Below are 17311 nucleotides of genomic sequence, written 5' to 3'. Positions count from 1 at the left end.
TGATCGCCGAGCGGATGAGGGGCGGAACGCCCTGGCATGTTGCGCACATCGTCGAGCGCTACGCACTGCTCGTGATCATCACCCTGGGCGAGGGGGTGATCGGCACGGTGGCGTCGATCTCGGCCGTCGTGGACCGGCAGGGCTGGAGCCCGGATGCCGTGCTCGTCGCCGTCGCCGGAATCGGCCTGACCTTCGGGCTGTGGTGGACCTATTACATTCTGCCGTCCGCCGAGATACTGAGTGTGAGGCGTAATCGCTCCTTCGTGTGGGGCTACGGCCACCTGCTCATCTTCGCGGCACTGGTCGCCGTCGGCACCGGGCTGCACTTGGCTGCCACCTTCGTCGAGGGGCAGAGCGTGCTCGGCGCCACCGGCACTGTGCTTGCCCTGGCCCTGCCGGTCGGCCTGTTCATCATCTTCATCTACGCGCTGTACTCCTACCTGGTGCGGGTCGCCGACTGGCTGCACGCACTGCTCCTTCTTGGCGGGCTGGGTGCGCTCCTGCTCGCGGTGTGGCTGGCGGATGCCGGCGTTCCGATGACGTGGTGCCTGATCGTCGTGATGGGCGCGCCGCTGATCACGGTCGTCGGCTACGAAAGCGTCGGCCACCGTCATCGGGATGCCGCGTTGCGTATCGCGATCGGGCGCGCTGGCGCAGAATAGGCGCGTCCTTCGGCGGATCCGGTGCGACCCGGCCTCATCAAGACTCTTGTCTGCATCGTGCCGGTGGCGCCCGCGCTGTGGGCGATGCCGCATCCACAATGTAAAGGTGCCTTGACAGTCGCGGTGGCCGCCGCTACGGTCAATGTAAAGGTTCATTTACACAAGGAGTGATATGCGCGCGTGGTTCACGTTGGTGGGTGCGGCCCTGGCCGCGCTCCTCGCCGTCTGGGCATTGGCCAATGTTCTCCCCGCGGGCTACGAGGTGATCCCCAGGATCCTCTACGCCATCATCGTGTTCGGCGGTGCTGTCGGAGGCCTCGGGGTCCGCAAGCACAACGAGAAGAGGAACCGCACCGCCGACGCCGACAGCGTGGAACACCAGATTGCCATCCAGGCCAGAGCGGGGTCCTTCGTCGACGGGCTCGTCATCGCCGCGGCGTTCGGTCTCTACCTCGTGCTCACTGCGCAGTTCGAAACCGCCCTGCTCGTGTACGGCTTGCTCTGCGTGAGCATCGGTCTCTTCTGGGCGCGGTACGCGATCCTACGCCGAGGAATCAATCAGGCCGCATGAAGAACTCGCTGCTGGCTCTGCGCCAGGCTCGCGGGATCTCACAGGACGACCTTGGCAAGCTGCTCGGTGTCTCCCGTCAGACGATCATCTCCATCGAGAAGGGGCGCTACGCGCCCAGCCTCGCCCTTGCCTTCAAGATCGCAGAACTCTTCGACACGTCGATCGAGTCCATCTTCACCCCGGAGTGACCGGCTCGCCAGGCCAGCCCATTCGAGGCGGGCCCGGCAATTGAGTACGCTAGAGCTTTGGGATATGCGGCCGTTCCGGGCCGCGGGCGCTGAGCCGAGGCGCTCCCTCACCCGCATCCGCAATTGAATGAGAGTCACGTGGCACACGAGCAGGATTCCGCGAGCAGCAGACACGACGACGAAGAGGTCTACGACTTCTCCGCCCTCCAGAAGAAGTGGCTGCCCATCTGGGACGAGCTCCAGCCGTTCAGCACGAGCAATCCCGACGACGAGCGGCCCCGCAAGTACGTGCTCGACATGTTCCCCTACCCCTCCGGCGACCTGCACATGGGCCACGCCGAGGTGTACGCGCTCGGCGACGTCGTCGCGCGCTACTGGCGCCAGCAGGGCTTCAACGTGATGCACCCGATCGGCTGGGACAGCTTCGGCCTGCCCGCCGAGAACGCCGCCATCAAGCGCGGCATCGACCCGCGCGGCTGGACCTACGACAACATCGCGCAGCAGAAGAAGAGCATGCGCCTCTACGCGGCCAGCTTCGACTGGGAGCGCGAGATCCACACCAGCGACCCCGAGTACTACAAGTGGAACCAGTGGCTGTTCCTCGAGCTGTACAAGGCCGGCCTGGCCTACCGCAAGGAGAGCTGGGTCAATTGGGACCCGGTGGACCAGACCGTCCTCGCCAACGAGCAGGTGCTGGCCGACGGCACCTCCGAGCGCAGCGGCGCCATGGTCGTGAAGAAGCGCCTCACTCAGTGGTACTTCAAGATCACCGACTACGCCGACCGGCTGCTGGACGACCTCGACCAGCTCGAGGGCCACTGGCCGTCGAAGGTGCTGCAGATGCAGCGCAACTGGATCGGCCGCTCCATCGGCGCCGACGTCGAGTTCGAGATCGAGGGCCGCGAAGAGCGCGTCCCCGTCTTCACCACGCGCCCGGACACCCTCTGGGGTGCCACGTTCATGGTCGTCGCCCCGGATGCCGCCCTGGCATCCGAGCTCGTCGAGGGCACCAGCCCCGAGGTGCAGCAGCGCTTCGCCGACTACCTCACCGAGGTGGGCCACAGCAGCGAGATCGAGCGCCAGGCGACCGACCGGCCGAAGACCGGCGTGTTCCTCGAGCGCTACGCCATCAACCCGGTCAACGGTGAGCGCCTGCCCATCTGGGCCGCCGACTACGTGCTGGCCGACTACGGCCACGGCGCCGTCATGGCCGTGCCCGCGCACGACCAGCGCGACCTCGACTTCGCACGCACCTTCGACCTGCCCGTGCGCGTCGTCCTCGACGTGCCGAACACCAACGAAGACGGCGCGAGCAACGACCCGAGCGAGACCGGCGTCGCACTGGCCGGCGACGGCACCCTCATCAACTCGGGCCCGCTCGATGGGCTGCGCAAGGCCGAGGCCGTCCCGCGCGCCATCGAGATCCTCGAGGCAGAGGGACGCGGCCGCGCCACCAAGAACTACCGTCTGCGCGACTGGCTGATCTCCCGCCAGCGCTACTGGGGCACGCCGATCCCCATCATCCACGGCGAGGACGGCACCGAGCACCCGGTGCCGGTCGAGCAGCTGCCGGTTCTGCTGCCGGACGCCGCAGGCCTCGACCTGAAGCCCAAGGGCACCTCGCCGCTCGGTGGAGCGGCCGACTGGGTGAACGTGCCGAACCCGGTCGACGGCACGCCGGCCAAGCGCGATGCCGACACCATGGACACCTTCGTGGACAGCTCCTGGTACTTCCTGCGCTTCCTCAACCCGAACGATGACTCCCAGGCGTTCGACCCGAAGGAGGCCGAGAAGTGGGCCCCCGTCGACCAGTACGTCGGCGGTGTCGAGCACGCGATCCTGCACCTGCTCTACGCGCGCTTCATCACCAAGGTGCTGCACGACCTCGGCTACCTGAAGTTCACCGAGCCGTTCAAGGCGCTGCTGAACCAGGGCATGGTCATCCTCGACGGCGCCAAGATGAGCAAGAGCAAGGGCAACATCGTCTTCTTCACCGAAGAGGTCGACAAGCACGGCGTTGACGCCGTGCGCCTGACCATGGCGTTCGCCGGCCCGCCGGAGGACGACATCGACTGGGCAGAGGTCTCGCCCGTCGGCTCCGCGAAGTTCCTGGCCCGCGCCTGGCGCGTCGCCAACGACGTCACGAGTGAGCCCGGCGTCGACCCCGCCACGGGCGACACGGCGCTCCGTCGCGTCACGCACCGCTTCCTGGCCGACGCGCCTGGCCTGACCGAGGCGTTCAAGTTCAACGTCGTGGTCGCACGCCTGATGGAGCTCGTCAACGCCACCCGCAAGACGATCGACTCCGGTGCGGGCGCCGCCGACCCCGCCGTGCGCGAGGCCGCCGAGACCACCGCGCTCGCCCTCAACCTCTTCGCGCCGTACCTGGCCGAGGAGATGTGGGAGAAGCTCGGCTTCGAGCCCTCCGTCGCCCTCGTGCAGTGGCGCACCGCCGACGAGTCGCTGCTCGTCGCCGAGTCGGTCACCGCCATCGTGCAGGTCAACGGCAAGGTGCGCGACCGCCTCGAGGTCTCGCCGCAGATCACCGATGCGGAGCTGGAGGCGCTGGCGCTGGCATCCGACGCCGTGCAGAAGGCCATCGGCGAGGGCGAGATCGTCAAGGTCATCGTGCGCGCGCCGAAGCTCGTGAACATCGCGATCCGCAGCTAGGTCGCACCTCTCCGCACCGTCGACGGCGCCTCTCCTGCACATGCGGGGGAGGCGCCGTTGTTGTGCACAGCGGATGGTGCAGCCGCTTGGGCCGGCCGCCGCCTTCCTAGGCTGCGGGAATGGAGTCTTCTACCGGCGAACCGGGGCCGCCGGCCGAGCTGGCGCCGTCCGCCCGGGTGCCGTCCGCGCGCACCCGCGTGGGAGTCGGGGCGGCCATCGTCTTGTTCCTCGTGGCCCTTGTCGCGGCCGTGCTCGTGTCGGCGTTCGGCTCTGCCGGGGCCGATGAGACGATTCCGCTGGGCGAGGGCAGCATCGCGCCGAGTGCCGGTGCGCTTGATGCGCCGGACGCCAGTGGGGGTCCCGACGTGGCGGAGGCGCCGCTCTATGTGCACGTCTGGGGCGCGGTGGCGGATGCCGGCCTCTACCAGGTGGCGGCCGGATCCCGCGTCGTTGACGTCATCGCCGCGGCCGGCGGTTTCACCGATGACGCCGACCCGGCCGGGGTGAACCTCGCGCGGGCTCTCAGCGACGGCGAGCAGCTGCACGTGCCCCGGGTCGGCGAGGTGCCGCCGCCGGCCGCGGTTTCGCCCGGTGGTGCCGGGGGCACATCCGGTGGTGCTGCGGGCGCCGACGCGCAGCCCCTCATCAACCTCAACACGGCCACGCAGGCGGAGCTCGAGACGCTGCCCCAGATCGGCCCGGCGCTGGCTCAACGGATTCTCGACTGGCGGGCGGCCAACGGCGGCTTCGACACGGTGGAGGACCTGCGCAGCGTCACCGGGATCGGCGCGAAGACCTTCGACGGGCTGAGGGACAAGGTCACAGTGTGAGGGCCCGGGCGCCGTTGCCGGCTCTCGCCGCCTGGGCAGCCGCCCTGGTGGCGATCTGGCTGCCCGGCTGGCCATTCGCGCCTGTGCTGTGGGCCGCGGCGGTGCTGGCGCTCGGGGCGGCGATTGTGTTCGCTCGCCGAGAGAGCCGGCATCCGCTCGACGGATGGCTGCCGCTTCTCGCCCTCTGCCTGAGCGCGGCGGCGCTGGTGAGCACGACGGTGGCCGTGCAGGCCCCTCAGCGCCAACCGGTCAGGCTGCTCGCCGCCGCGGAGGACGGCCGGCCCGTCGCCCTCAGCGGCATGGTGCTGTCGATGCCGCAGGCACAGAGCTCGGCCTTCGGCTTCGGGGACGCCACACGCGTGCGCTTCGCGCTGCGGGTCGAGTCGGCGCAGGAGAGTCGCGCGGGGCCAGCGGTCAGGCTCGCGGTGCCGGTGCGGGCGTTCGCCGAGCCGCCCGCCGGATCCGCCTCACTGGAGATCGGCACCCGGGTGTCGTTCACAGCGCGCCTCGTGCCGAACGGCCCGGGCGAGCCCGACGCATTTCGTGCCTACGGCACCGGGCCGCTCTCACTCGACGCGTCGCCGCCCTGGTACTTGGCGTGGGCGGCCGAGCTGCGCGCCGAGTTCAGGGAGGCGGCGGCCAGCCTGCCGGGGGCGGGCGGCCGCCTGCTGCCCGGCCTCGCCATCGGCGACACCAGCGCGGTCGACGAGGGCCTCGACCAGGCGATGAAGACCAGCTCGCTCAGCCACCTGACAGCGGTCTCTGGCGCCAACTGTGTTGTCGTCGTGGCTGCCGTCATGCTGCTGGGCGCGGCCGTCCGGCTCCGTCGGGGCGCGCGCGTCGCCCTCGCGCTGCTGGTGCTGGTGGCGTTCACGGTGCTCGTCACGCCGGAGCCCAGCGTGCTGCGGGCCGGCCTGATGGCGTTCATCGTGCTGATCGGGCTGGCCTCCGGCCGACCGGGCGGCGGGGTGCCGGCCCTCGGCCTGGCCACGCTCGTGCTGCTCGCACTCGACCCGTGGTTGGCGTCCAGCTTCGGCTTCGCGCTCTCCGCGTCGGCCACGGCCGGGCTGCTGCTGCTGACCGCGCCGCTGGCAACTGCACTTGGCCGGTGGATGCCGCGTCCCCTCGCTCTCGCGCTGGCCCTGCCGCTCGCCGCCCAGCTGGCCTGTCAGCCGGTGCTCATCTTCCTGACACCGACGGTATCGCTGCTCGGGGTGCCGGCCAACCTCCTGGCCGGGCCGGCGGCACCCGCGGCCACCCTGCTCGGGCTCCTCGGATGCCTGCTGTTGCCCTGGCTGCCCTCTCTCGGCTTCGCCGTCATCCAGATCGCCTGGCTGCCCGCGGCCTGGATCGCTGCCGTCGCGCAGACGATCACCGGCCTGCCCGGTGCCCGCACCCCCTGGCTGGACGGCCTGCTCGGCGCTCTGCTGCTGGCCGGTGCCAGTGCCCTCGCGCTCTGGCTGCTGCTGCGCGGCGCCGGCCGCCGGCGACGAATGCGCACCGTTCCTGCCACGCTCGCCGCGCTCGCGCTGATCGCCGGGGTCGGCGCGTACGGCGGGGCGCTGCTCGGTACCGGCGTGGTGCGCGACTGGAGCCGCCCGGCCGACTGGCAGGTCGCGCTCTGCGACGTCGGCCAGGGCGATGCGGTGCTCCTCCGTGACGGCGGACAGACCGCGCTCATCGACACCGGCCCGGAGCCGGCCCCGCTCGGCGCCTGCCTCGACAGCCTCGGCGTCGAGCGCATCGACCTGCTCGTGCTCACCCACTACGACCGCGACCACGTCGGCGGCCTCGACGCGCTCACCGGCATGGTCGAGACCGCACTCGTCGGGCCGTCCAGCGGCCCCCGCGACGAACGACTGCTCGCTCCACTCCGCGACGCCGGCGTGCCCGTGCAGATGGCGACGCGTGGACGGCAGGGCGCGCTAGGCGGCTTGAGCTGGCGGGTGCTCTGGCCGGCAACGGATGACGGCCCGCTCAGCACCGGCAACCCGGGCAGTGTCGTTTTGGCCGTCGAGGGCGGCGGCATCCGCTCACTCTTCCTCGCCGACCTGGGCGCCGAGTCGGAGGCCGCGCTGCAACGCCTGGAACCACTCGGCCGGGTGGACGTCGTCAAAGTGGCGCACCACGGCTCCTCCGACCAGGACCCAGCGCTGTATCGGAGGCTCACTGCCGGCGTCGGACTGATCGGGGTCGGCGCAGACAACGGCTACGGGCACCCGACATCCGCCCTGCTCGGGATGCTGGAAGAGAGCGGCACGCGGGCGTTCCGCAGCGATCTGCACGGCCTCGTGCTGGTGGCGCCGCGCCCGGCCGGCGGCGGTGGGACGCTGCGGGTGTGGAGTGAGCGTCGTGGCGACTAACCTTGAACGTGAACAGAGGGAGGCGCGTGGCTACTCGCACGACACCGGCACGAGGCAAGAGCACCGTGGCCATTCCACAGCTCGCATGGAACCAGGTTCGACCCGCCCCAGTCGTGCTGGTCTCCGGCACCGAGGGCTTCCTCGCCGACCGCGCCATCCGCCGGCTGCGCGACTTCCTGAAGGGCGAGGACCCGAGCATGGAGGTCGTCGACCTCGACGCCGACAGCTACGCGGCGGGGGAGCTGCTCACCGTGGCGAGCCCCTCGCTGTTCATGGAGCCGCGCTTCATCCGCGTCAACTCCGTCGAGAAGTGCACCGACGCCTTCATCACCGAGACCCTGTCCTACCTCGAGGACCCGGCCGAGAACACCTACTTGGTGCTGCGCCACAACGGCGGCGTGCGCGGCAAGAAGTTGCTCGACGCGCTGCGCGGCGGCCTCGGCGGCGGCATCGAGGTCGTCTGCGCCGAGCTCAAGAAGGACGCAGAGAAGTACGACTTCGCGGTCAACGAGTTCAAGGCCGGTGCACGCCGGATCACTCCGGGTGCGCTGCGCGCCCTGGTCGGCGCCTTCAGCGACGACCTCGCCGAGCTGGCATCCGCCTGCCAACAGCTCATGGACGACACCTCGAACGAGATCAACGAGTCCACCGTCGAGCGCTACTACGGCGGGCGCGTCGAGAGCAACGCCTTCAAGGTCGCGGATGCCGCCCTCGCCGGCCGCCGCGGCGACGCCCTCGTCTCGCTGCGCCACGCGCTCGACTCCGGCGCCGACCCGGTGCCGATCGTCGCCGCCTTCGCGATGAAGGTGCGCACCATGGCCAAGGTCGCCGGCAATCGCGCCAGCGCCGCCGAGCTCGGCATGGCGCCCTGGATGCTGGACCGCGCCCGCAAAGACCTGGCCGGCTGGAACGAGGACGGCCTGGCCCGCGCCATCGAGGCACTCGCCGAGGCCGACGCCGGCGTCAAGGGCGCCTCGCGCGACCCCGTCTACGCGATCGAGCGGCTGATCGGCGTCATCGCCGCCCGCGGCCGGCTCTAGCCCGCGCGAACGCACACGCGGCTCGCGGCCCTCGATATGTCTCGCGGCCCCCGACATAGCGGGGGCCGCGAGACATATCGAGGGCCGCGACCTGCTCGGATGCCGCGGGCCGGATGCCGCGGGCCGGATGCCGCGGGCCGGATGCCGCTGGCCGGAGCGAACTCGCCCCGCAGACACAGAACGGGCCCCGTCCGAAGACGGGGCCCGTTCTGAAACAGAATGTGAAGCTTAGAGAGCTGCAACCTGCTTGGCGATGGCCGACTTGCGGTTCGCAGCCTGGTTCTTGTGCAGAACACCCTTGCTTACAGCCTTGTCGAGCGTCTTGCCTGCGGTGCGCAGGGCCGACTCGGCAACAGCCTTGTCGCCGCCGGCGATCGCGGTGCGGGTCGCGCGGATTGCGGTCTTGACCTGGCTCTTGACAGCCTTGTTGCGCTCCTGGGCCTTCTTGTTGGTGCCGATGCGCTTGATCTGCGACTTGATGTTTGCCACGTTCAGTACGTCCTTGCTTAGATGTGTATTCGGATTGTGCCGCTTGACGGTAGAGGGGCGTCTCGCGGCAATCGTGTGAAGTGGTGGGATACACACGGAAGCCAACAGGAAACTTTACCAGTTATTCGGCCGTGTCGACAATCGACCGGATGTCGCCGCCCTGCTCGGTGTCCACGGCGGCGGCGACGCGGCGCAGGATCGACGTGAACTCGCGGGGCCGCACGAGGCTGACGAGGTGTGTGGCCCGGGGGATCAGCACGTGCTCGGTGCGCGGGTTCGCCCGCACGAAGCGGGCCTCGTCGAGCCGGAAGTGGTCGAGGCTGCCGTTCACGATCCAGACCGGGCCGGGGTAGGCGGCGAGCCCGGCCAGCGGGTCGAGCGACCCCGCGGCGCGCAGGCCGGCATCCATCACGTCCAGGGCGATGCCGCCGGCACCGAGGTCGGCGGCTGCCTGCCGGCCGACCGCCATCCGGGCCATGCCGTTGTTGATGGCCAGCCCCTTGTCGGGCAGGCGCCTGATCGCGCCGGCGAGGGCGCGGTAGCCGGCGAGGCCGGGCCCGCGCGGCAGGGTGGAGCAGCTGGCGGCGATCAGCCCGGCGACGCCCTGCGGATGCCGCGCCGCGTACTCGATCGAGAAGTAGCCGCCGAGCGAGAGCCCGACCAGGAGCACCCGCCCGCCGAGCCGCTGCACCCCGGCGTCGATCGCCTCCAGCGCCGCCTCCACCGTGAACGGCTCGCCGATGCGCGCGCCGTGGCCGGGAAGGTCGATGGCCAGTGCCGGCCGGCCGTCGGCGGCGAGGTCCTCCAGCTGCACCCGCCACATGCTGGCGGAGGTGCGGATGCCGTGCACCAGCAGCACGGGCACCGGCGCGCTCATGACCGGCTGCGGATCAGGCCGGAGGCCTGGGCGGCCGCGACGGCGGCGGTGCGCGAGGAGACCCCGAGCTTCGTGAAGATGTGCACGAGGTGCGACTTGACGGTCGCCTCGCTGAGGAAGAGCGCCTTGCCGATGTCGCGGTTGCTCTGCCCCTCGGCGACGAGCCCGAGCACCTCGGCCTCGCGCAGGGTGAGCGGGGAGCCTGCCGCATCCGCCCGACTCTGCATCAGCATCTCGATGGCGGGGGAGATGGCGCTCTCGCCGGCCGCGGCGAGGCGCACGGCGGCGATCAGCTCGGTCGGCGGGGCGTCCTTCAGCAGGTAGCCGCTGGCCCCGGCCTCGACGGCGCCGAGGATGTCGGCGTCGGTGTCGTAGTTGGTGAGCACCAGCACGCGCGGGGCGCCGGCCACGGCGCGGATCTGCCGGGTGGCATCGGCGCCCTGCATGCTGCCCTCGGCGCCGGAGGAGCCGAATTGGAGGTCCATCAGCACGATGTCGAACTCCTGCTCGGCGCAGAGCTCGACGGCGCGCTCGGCGGTCGCCGCCTCGGCGAGCACCAGGATGTCGTCCTCGGAGGAGAACAACGCCCGGAGTCCGGCACGGACGACCGGGTGATCGTCGGCGAGCAGCATCCTGATCATGGGGTGACCTCCTGGATCGCGGCGGGGGTGGGCTGGGCGTCCTCGAGGGGCAGCGAGACGGCGATCGCCGTTCCGGATCCGGGGGCCGTCTCGACGCTGAGCCGCCCGCCGAGCCGTTCGACGCGCTGCTGGATGGTGGCGAGCCCGAACGACTCGCCGAGGTGTGCCGCCGTGCGGGCGGCAGCCGGCTCGAAGCCGACTCCGTCGTCGACGATGTCGAGGGTGAGCTCGTCGTCCATGAAGCTCAGCGTCACCGCGGCGCGCTGGGCCTCGGAGTGCTGCAGCACATTGGCCAGCGAGCCCTGCGCGATGCGCAACAGCGTCGTCTCGTGCACCATGGGCAGCTCCCGCGGCTCGCCGCTGAGCTGGAAGCTGACGAGCGTCGGCGAATCCGGCCGGGTGGACGCCGATTGGGCGCTGATCGAGGCGGCGAGCCGCTCCAGGGCGGCCGGCAGGGACTGCTCGTCCAGCGCGGGGGCGCGCAGCTCGCGGATGAACCGGCGGGTCTCGGCCAAGCCGTCCGCCGCGGTGTGGCGCGCCTGCTGCACGTGCTCGAGCGCGTCCGGATCGGTGATGCCGCGCTCCGCGGCGTGCAGCAGCAGCTGGATGCTGGACAGGCCCTGGGCGACGGTGTCGTGGATCTCTCCGGCCAGGCGCTGCCGCTCGGAGAGGGTGCCCGCCTCGCGCGCGGTCGCCGCGAGGCGCTCCCTGGTTGCGAGCAGGTCGTCGATGAGCATCTTGCGCTCCGCCGACTCCCGGTAGAGCGCCCGGTAGGCGAGGCCGAGCACCACGGCGGCGGCCGCGCCGATGAACGGGCCGATGAAGATGGTCGGGCTCCAGCCGAGGTCCATGCCGAGCACGAAGATCGACATCAGCATCGTCACCGCCACGATGGGCACGCTCCAGCGCGGCGGGAACAGGTGCAGCGCGATGAAGAACAACGCGAAGACGATGTAGGCCGCCTCCGAGGCGAGCAGTGTCAGAACCAGCCAGACGAGCACGAGCGCGGCGAACCAGGCCGCCTGCACCCAGCGCGGCATCGCGTGCCGGGCGAAGAAGAGGCCGAGCGCGTAGACGACGAGCAGCAGCGCGCACAGGCCGATGACCAGCCGGGGCATCGGCCAGGTGCCGAGCATGGCGCGCACGGCGACGAAGGCGGTGAGGCCGATCATCAAGGCGTGCAGGCTGAACTGCATGGCCACGAACACGGGGGTCAGCGCCGAGTGGGCGGCGCTCGGCGCGCTCTCATTCGTCGACGGGTTCTGCTGCGTGGTGCTTGTCATCGGCGCCAGCCTAGTCAGCGGGCCGGGGCCGCGGCATCCGTCGAAAGATCCACACCATTTACAAGGAGTCCACCGAAGGGCGCCGAACATGGGAGAATGGCCACACAATGTCACCACGAGCTTTGAAGGCCCTCGAGCCCGCGTCCACAGACCCCGCGTTCATCCGCAATTTTTGCATCATTGCGCACATCGACCACGGCAAGTCGACCCTTGCCGACCGCATGCTGCAGATGACGGGGGTGGTCAGCGACCGAGACATGCGCGCCCAGTACCTCGACCGCATGGACATCGAGCGCGAGCGCGGCATCACCATCAAGAGCCAGGCCGTGCGGATGCCGTGGGCACTCGGGTCGCAGAGCTACGCGCTGAACATGATCGACACGCCGGGCCACGTCGACTTCAGCTACGAGGTCTCCCGGTCGCTCGCCGCCTGTGAGGGCGCCGTGCTGCTCGTCGACGCCGCGCAGGGCATCGAGGCCCAGACGCTCGCGAACCTCTACCTCGCACTCGAGAACGACCTGACGATCATTCCCGTGCTGAACAAGATCGACCTCCCCGCGGCCGACCCGGACAAGTACGCGAAGGAGCTCGCCAGCCTCATCGGCGGCGACCCCGACGACGTGTTGCGGGTCTCCGGCAAGACCGGCCTCGGCGTCGAGGACCTGCTCGACCGGGTCACCGAGCGCATCCCCGCGCCGCAGGGCGACCCGAACGCCCCCGCCCGCGCCATGATCTTCGACTCCGTCTACGACAGCTACCGCGGCGTCGTCACCTACGTGCGCATGATCGACGGCCAGCTGAAACCGCGCGAGCGCATCCAGATGATGTCGACCCGCGCCACCCACGAGATCCTCGAGATCGGCGTCAGCTCGCCGGAGCCGACCCCGAGCAAGGGCCTCGCCGTCGGCGAGGTCGGCTACCTGATCACCGGCGTGAAGGACGTGCGCCAGTCCAAGGTCGGCGACACCGTCACGACCGCGGCGAAGCCCGCCACCGAGGCGCTGCCCGGTTACACCGAGCCGCTGCCCATGGTCTTCTCCGGCCTCTACCCGATCGACGGCTCGGACTACCCGATCCTCCGCGAGGCGCTCGACAAGCTGAAGCTCTCGGATGCCGCGCTCGTCTACGAGCCCGAGACCTCCGTCGCCCTCGGCTTCGGCTTCCGCTGTGGCTTCCTCGGCCTGCTGCACCTCGAGATCATCACCGAGCGCCTCGAGCGCGAGTTCGGCCTCGACCTCATCGCGACGGCCCCGTCGGTGATCTACGAGGTCACCACTGAGGACAAGAAGACCGTCACCGTCACGAACCCGAGCGAGTTCCCGGCCGGCAAGATCTCGGCCGTGAGCGAGCCCGTCGTCAAGGCGGCAATCCTCGCGCCGAAGGACTACGTCGGCGTCATCATGGAGCTCTGCCAGAGCCGCCGCGGCGTGCTGCTCGGCATGGACTACCTCGGTGAGGACCGCGTCGAGATCCGCTACACGATGCCGCTCGGCGAGATCGTCTTCGACTTCTTCGACAACCTCAAGTCGAAGACCGCCGGCTACGCCTCGCTCGACTACGAGCCGGCCGGCGAGCAGACCGCCGACCTGGTCAAGGTCGACATCCTGCTGCAGGGCGAGCAGGTGGACGCGTTCAGCGCGATCGTGCACCGCGACAAGGCCTACGCCTACGGCGTGCTGATGACCACGCGCCTGCGCGAGCTCATCCCGCGCCAGCAGTTCGAGGTTCCGATCCAGGCCGCCATCGGCGCCCGGATCATCGCCCGCGAGTCGATCCGCGCGATCCGCAAGGACGTTCTGGCCAAGTGCTACGGCGGTGACATCAGCCGCAAGCGCAAGCTCCTCGAGAAGCAGAAGGAGGGCAAGAAGCGCATGAAGATGGTCGGCCGCGTCGAGGTCCCCCAGGAGGCGTTCGTTGCAGCGCTCACGGGCGATGTCGAGAAGAAGGACAAGAAGTAGCTCCCCGCTGATCGCGGAGAACACGAAAACGCCCCGGCCGCGGCCGGGGCGTTTCGTGTGTGCACGCTCGTGGCGGCTCGCCCATACCGCGCTGACGAGCGCGACGATCGAGACGACGAGGGCCGCGGCTGCGACGACGACGGTGACCACGTCCATGGGTCCTCCGTGGTCGGCGGGTGGATGCCGCGAGCGGCGGTGTGGGCGGGCCCGCTCGCGGCTTCGGGGGCTGCGCTGCTCCTTCGGCGCGGCGCGGGGGAGCCCGCTGCCAGAATCGTCGCCTACTCTGTATGAGGGGTTTTCGAGAAAGAAGTGTTCACGCGTGCGTCGTTCCACATTCACCGACCAGCCGGTCAGCTATGGCGCGATCGGTGGAACCATGGCGCCCGATCTGATGAGCTACCCGCCAGCCGGCTACCGCCCGGCCGAGCACAGCACGCAGCTCGGCAGCGGCGCCGAGCGCTTCGCGACGGCATCCGCCGGCCTCATGACGTGGGGCGTGCAGCGCGGCAGCGGCATCGAGGTGACCGACACCCAGCAGGGCACGGGCGAGCGCTACCAGGGCCTGATGTTCGACGCGGAGGGTGCGCCGCTCGCTGAGCAGCCGCAGCGCCAGAGCGAGGAGCGCTTCGGCCCCGACGGCACCCCGTACATCACCGCGGGGATGACCGCGATGCTGCACATCACCGCGTGGCGGATGACGATCACCGCACCGGTGCGCGTCGTGCTGGTCATCGACGAGCCCGCTCAGGTCGGCTTCGCCTACGGCACCATGCCCGGGCACCCGGAGAGCGGCGAGATCCTGTTCGTGGTCGAGCACCGCGACGACGACTCCGTCTGGCTGGTGATCCGCAGCTTCTCGCAGCCGAGCTCGGCGCGGTGGAAGCTCGTGCGGCCGCTGATGCGCCTGCAGGAGCGCGCATACACCCGTCGCTACCTGCGGGCCCTGCACCCCGCGGCATCCGCTTAGCCCGCGATGGCCAGCGCCCTGCCCCTCGGTGACCCTGCCCCGAGCGATGGACTCCTGCCCGCGACCGCCGCCGATGGCGCGCACGATCGCGCCTTCAGCGTCTACCTGCACGTGCCCTTCTGCCGGGTGCGCTGCGGCTACTGCGACTTCAACACCTACACCGCCACCGAGCTGCGCGGCGCCAAGCAGAGCGACTACGCCAGCCAGGCCGTGCTCGAGATCGAGCACAGCGCCCGCATCCTGGAGAGCTCCGGCGTTCCCGCCCGGCCCGTGGCCACCGTCTTCTTCGGCGGCGGCACGCCCACGCTGCTGCCGGCCGCCGACCTGGTCGCGATGCTCGACGCCGTGCGCGCCGCGCACACCCTCGCGCCGGGCGCCGAGATCACCACGGAGGCGAACCCCGACTCCGTCGACCGCGACTACCTGCAGACGCTGCGGGATGCCGGCTTCACCCGCGTCTCCTTCGGCATGCAGTCCGCCGTCCCGCATGTGCTCGCAACACTCGAGCGCACCCACGACCCGGCCCGCGTGCCGCTCGTCGTGCGGTGGGCGCGCGAGGTCGGTCTCGACGTCAGCGTCGACCTCATCTACGGCACGCCGGGGGAGTCGATCGACGACTGGCGGGCGAGCCTCGAGCACGCCATCGCGCAGCAGCCGGACCACATCAGCGCGTACTCGCTGATCGTCGAGGACGGCACCAAGCTGGCCAGGCAGATCAAGCGCGGCGAGGTCGCCCAGCCCGACGAAGACCTCCAGGCCGACATGTACGAGCTGGCCGATGAGCTGCTCGCGGCCGCCGGCTACGACTGGTACGAGGTCAGCAACTGGGCGCGCGGCACCGAGCACCGCTCAGAGCACAACCTCGCCTACTGGCGCAGCAACGACTGGTGGGGCATCGGCCCCGGCGCGCACAGCCACGTCGGCGGCGTGCGCTGGTGGAACGTCAAGCACCCCTCCGCCTACGCCGATCGGGTGCTGGCCGGGCACTCCCCGGCCGCCGGGCGCGAGAGCCTCTCGCCCGAGGTGCGCGAGTTCGAGCGGGTGCTGCTGCTGGCCCGCATCCGCGAGGGAATCCCCGTGGCCTCGCTCGCGCCGGCCGGCCGCCTCGCCGTGGCCGGGTTGATCGCCGACGAGCTCATCGACGCGCGCGCCGCATTCGCCGGGACGGTTGAGCTGACCCTGCGCGGCCGCCTGCTGGCGGATGCCGTCGTGCGCCGCCTGCTCGAAGACGACTAGCGGCGAAACCCGCTCTAGACGGCGTGGCGGCGCGCCGCTAATATCCAGCCAAGAAGTTACCGAATTACATTCGGTTTTCGAGTTCACCCTGCTCAGAAGTCTCCGTCTCTTCGAAAGGTTCCCAGACAATGTCGTCTCGTCGTACCCTCCGCATCGCGGTCGCCGGCATCGCCGCCGCCGCGCTCTTCTCGCTCGCCGCCATCTCCGCCCCCGCCCTCGCCGCCAACTCGAACAGCGCCAGCTCCTCGGCCCAGTCGGTCAAGGCCGCCCCCGGCAAGAAGGCCGAGGTCACCATCTACCTCACCCGCCACGGCGAGACCTGGCTCAACACCACCCATCGGATGCAGGGCTGGTCCGACTCGCCGCTGACGGAGAGCGGGGAGCTCGACGCCCGGCACCTCGGCGCCGGCCTGGCCGAGGCGGGCGTCAAGTTCAAGTCGGCGTACTCCGCCGACATGGTGCGCCACTACGAGACGATCTCGCTCGCGCTCGACGAGCTCAAGTACAAGGGCGAGCCCGTGCGGGACAAGGGCCTGCGCGAGGTGGCATTCGGCAAGTTCGAGGGCGAGACGCAGTCTGCGACGTTCGCGGCGGTCACGCCGTACCTCACGGGCGACGACATGGACGCCTTCCTCAACGCGATCGTCACGGCCAACGAGGGCAGCGGCCTGACCGCGGAGACCGTCGACCAGCTCACCGCCCGGGCGATGGCCTCGCTGAACACGATCGCCGCCGCGCAGGCGAAGCAGGGCGGCGGCAACGTGCTCGTCGTCTCCAGCGGCATCACCATCGTCGCGGTCCTCGACGCGCTGGGTGCAGACACCAGCTCGCTCACAGAGGGCATCGACAACGCCGCCGTGAGCGAGCTCAGCTACAAGAACGGCGCCTGGACCGTGGTGACGATGAACGACTCGAGCTACGTCGAGGCCGGCGCCAACTGATCCGCGTTCCCCACCCGGAGCGTTCCCCACACAGAGAATGCGCCCTCGCCACCGGGCGAAGGCGCATTCTCGTTCGTTGCGGCGGGATGGTGCCGCCTAGCTGACGAACTTGATCGTCAGCGGGTAGGTGTACACCTGGCCCTGGTTCGCCTTGACGCCGGCGATGATGCTGAACACGATGTTCACGATGCCGACGATGGGCAGCAGGAACCAGCCGATGACCACGATGATCAGCAGCGAGCTCACGATCGCGTAGATGATCATCGAGATCTGGAAGTTCAAGGCCGCCGCCGTGTTCGCGCGAACGAACGGGCCGCGGTCGCGCAGGACGAGGAATCCGACGAGGGCGGGAATCACGGGCAGGCTGACCATCCACAGCAGGCCACCGAGGTGGACCAGCGTCGCCCAGAGCTTCTCATCGGCCGGGCTCAGCTGCGTCGGGCCCTGATAGGGAGTGGCGGGGGGAGGCGGTGCGGCGGACATTTTGTCTCCAGAGTGTCGAGCGCGCGGCGCGGCGTTCGGGCCGTGCTCGCGCGCGGGTCAGTGCGGGATTGCGCTGTGACGCGGTCCCACTTTGGCACAGGCGACGCGCCGA

16 protein-coding genes are annotated in these 17311 nt (G+C 70.1%); 11 read left to right on the top strand and 5 right to left on the bottom strand.

Annotated features, from left to right (window positions below; all coding sequences use genetic code 11):
• The 7 genes from GY24_RS10120 to holA all read left to right on the top strand — a co-directional run.
• Positions 1-662: low temperature requirement protein A (locus GY24_RS10120; RefSeq protein WP_145958841.1), on the top strand; the 662-nt coding region annotated here is incomplete at its 5' end.
• Between the two features lie 172 nt (positions 663-834).
• Positions 835-1233, top strand: coding sequence for a hypothetical protein (locus GY24_RS10115; RefSeq protein ID WP_104475517.1), 399 nt, complete (start codon positions 835-837; stop codon positions 1231-1233).
• Positions 1230-1421, top strand: a complete 192-nt coding sequence (locus tag GY24_RS10110; RefSeq protein ID WP_104475516.1) for a helix-turn-helix transcriptional regulator — start codon at positions 1230-1232, stop codon at positions 1419-1421. The genes GY24_RS10115 and GY24_RS10110 overlap by 4 nt, the downstream gene beginning before the upstream one ends.
• Before the next feature lie 138 nt (positions 1422-1559).
• Complete coding sequence (gene leuS / locus GY24_RS10105; protein ID WP_193953557.1) at positions 1560-4091, top strand: leucine--tRNA ligase; 2532 nt, start codon at positions 1560-1562, stop codon at positions 4089-4091.
• A gap of 119 nt (positions 4092-4210) precedes the next feature.
• Entirely contained in the window at positions 4211-4921 is a 711-nt protein-coding gene (locus GY24_RS10100) for a ComEA family DNA-binding protein (protein WP_104475514.1), read from the top strand.
• A complete protein-coding gene (locus GY24_RS10095; protein ID WP_104475513.1) occupies positions 4918-7284 on the top strand; it encodes a ComEC/Rec2 family competence protein in 2367 nt (788 codons plus the stop codon). The genes GY24_RS10100 and GY24_RS10095 overlap by 4 nt, the downstream gene beginning before the upstream one ends.
• 26 nt (positions 7285-7310) lie before the next feature.
• The gene (gene holA, locus GY24_RS10090; protein ID WP_104475512.1) at positions 7311-8324 is read left to right on the top strand and encodes a DNA polymerase III subunit delta; all 1014 of its coding nucleotides are present in this window, start codon (positions 7311-7313) and stop codon (positions 8322-8324) included.
• Positions 8325-8552: 228 nt separating this feature from the next.
• Here the strand turns inward: holA and rpsT are convergent, their stop codons facing one another.
• The 4 genes from rpsT to GY24_RS10070 form a co-directional block, all read right to left on the bottom strand.
• Positions 8553-8813, bottom strand: a complete 261-nt coding sequence (gene rpsT, locus GY24_RS10085; protein WP_067227368.1) for a 30S ribosomal protein S20 — start codon at positions 8811-8813, stop codon at positions 8553-8555.
• Between the two features lie 121 nt (positions 8814-8934).
• Positions 8935-9690: an alpha/beta fold hydrolase gene (locus tag GY24_RS10080; RefSeq protein ID WP_162842934.1), complete on the bottom strand. Its 756-nt coding sequence runs from the start codon at positions 9688-9690 to the stop codon at positions 8935-8937.
• The gene (locus GY24_RS10075; RefSeq protein ID WP_104475511.1) at positions 9687-10331 is read right to left on the bottom strand and encodes a response regulator; all 645 of its coding nucleotides are present in this window, start codon (positions 10329-10331) and stop codon (positions 9687-9689) included. Before GY24_RS10075 ends, GY24_RS10080 begins: the two co-directional genes overlap by 4 nt.
• On the bottom strand, positions 10328-11614 hold the full coding sequence (locus GY24_RS10070) for a sensor histidine kinase (RefSeq protein WP_104475510.1): 1287 nt from the start codon (positions 11612-11614) through the stop codon (positions 10328-10330). The genes GY24_RS10075 and GY24_RS10070 overlap by 4 nt, the downstream gene beginning before the upstream one ends.
• A 107-nt stretch (positions 11615-11721) precedes the next feature.
• Here GY24_RS10070 and lepA point away from each other — a divergent pair, with 107 nt between their 5' ends.
• The 4 genes from lepA to GY24_RS10045 all read left to right on the top strand — a co-directional run bounded on the left by lepA (position 11722) and on the right by GY24_RS10045 (position 16716).
• A complete protein-coding gene (gene lepA, locus GY24_RS10065; RefSeq protein WP_104475509.1) occupies positions 11722-13572 on the top strand; it encodes a translation elongation factor 4 in 1851 nt (616 codons plus the stop codon).
• Between the two features lie 319 nt (positions 13573-13891).
• Positions 13892-14539: a DUF1990 family protein gene (locus GY24_RS10055; protein ID WP_104475507.1), complete on the top strand. Its 648-nt coding sequence runs from the start codon at positions 13892-13894 to the stop codon at positions 14537-14539.
• 6 nt (positions 14540-14545) lie between these two features.
• On the top strand, positions 14546-15775 hold the full coding sequence (hemW, locus tag GY24_RS10050) for a radical SAM family heme chaperone HemW (protein ID WP_104475506.1): 1230 nt from the start codon (positions 14546-14548) through the stop codon (positions 15773-15775).
• 128 nt (positions 15776-15903) lie between these two features.
• Positions 15904-16716, top strand: coding sequence for a histidine phosphatase family protein (locus GY24_RS10045; RefSeq protein WP_104475505.1), 813 nt, complete (start codon positions 15904-15906; stop codon positions 16714-16716).
• 96 nt (positions 16717-16812) lie between these two features.
• Here the strand turns inward: GY24_RS10045 and GY24_RS10040 are convergent, their stop codons facing one another.
• Positions 16813-17199 carry a DUF4870 domain-containing protein gene (locus tag GY24_RS10040; protein WP_104475504.1) on the bottom strand — a complete coding sequence of 129 codons (387 nt, stop codon included), beginning with the start codon at positions 17197-17199 and terminating at the stop codon, positions 16813-16815.
• Positions 17200-17311: the final 112 nt, after the last annotated feature.

This window comes from Microterricola pindariensis, from assembly GCF_002936985.1.
Classification (GTDB): domain Bacteria; phylum Actinomycetota; class Actinomycetes; order Actinomycetales; family Microbacteriaceae; genus Microterricola; species Microterricola pindariensis.
The sequence above is the reverse complement of the archived record's forward strand: the minus strand, read 5'-3'. Positions and strand labels throughout refer to the sequence as shown.

Bases quoted from the DNA above. Each gene is read 5' to 3' on its own strand.
- GY24_RS10115 (WP_104475517.1), top strand. From the start codon at position 835: ATGCGCGCGTGGTTCACGTTGGTGGGTGCGGCCCTGGCCGCGCTCCTC.
- GY24_RS10110 (WP_104475516.1), top strand. From the start codon at position 1,230: ATGAAGAACTCGCTGCTGGCTCTGCGCCAGGCTCGCGGGATCTCACAG.
- GY24_RS10100 (WP_104475514.1), top strand. From the start codon at position 4,211: ATGGAGTCTTCTACCGGCGAACCGGGGCCGCCGGCCGAGCTGGCGCCG.
- GY24_RS10080 (WP_162842934.1), bottom strand. From the start codon at position 9,690: ATGAGCGCGCCGGTGCCCGTGCTGCTGGTGCACGGCATCCGCACCTCC.
- GY24_RS10075 (WP_104475511.1), bottom strand. From the start codon at position 10,331: ATGATCAGGATGCTGCTCGCCGACGATCACCCGGTCGTCCGTGCCGGA.
- GY24_RS10070 (WP_104475510.1), bottom strand. From the start codon at position 11,614: ATGACAAGCACCACGCAGCAGAACCCGTCGACGAATGAGAGCGCGCCG.
- lepA (WP_104475509.1), top strand. From the start codon at position 11,722: ATGTCACCACGAGCTTTGAAGGCCCTCGAGCCCGCGTCCACAGACCCC.
- hemW (WP_104475506.1), top strand. From the start codon at position 14,546: ATGGCCAGCGCCCTGCCCCTCGGTGACCCTGCCCCGAGCGATGGACTC.
- GY24_RS10045 (WP_104475505.1), top strand. From the start codon at position 15,904: ATGTCGTCTCGTCGTACCCTCCGCATCGCGGTCGCCGGCATCGCCGCC.
- GY24_RS10040 (WP_104475504.1), bottom strand. From the start codon at position 17,199: ATGTCCGCCGCACCGCCTCCCCCCGCCACTCCCTATCAGGGCCCGACG.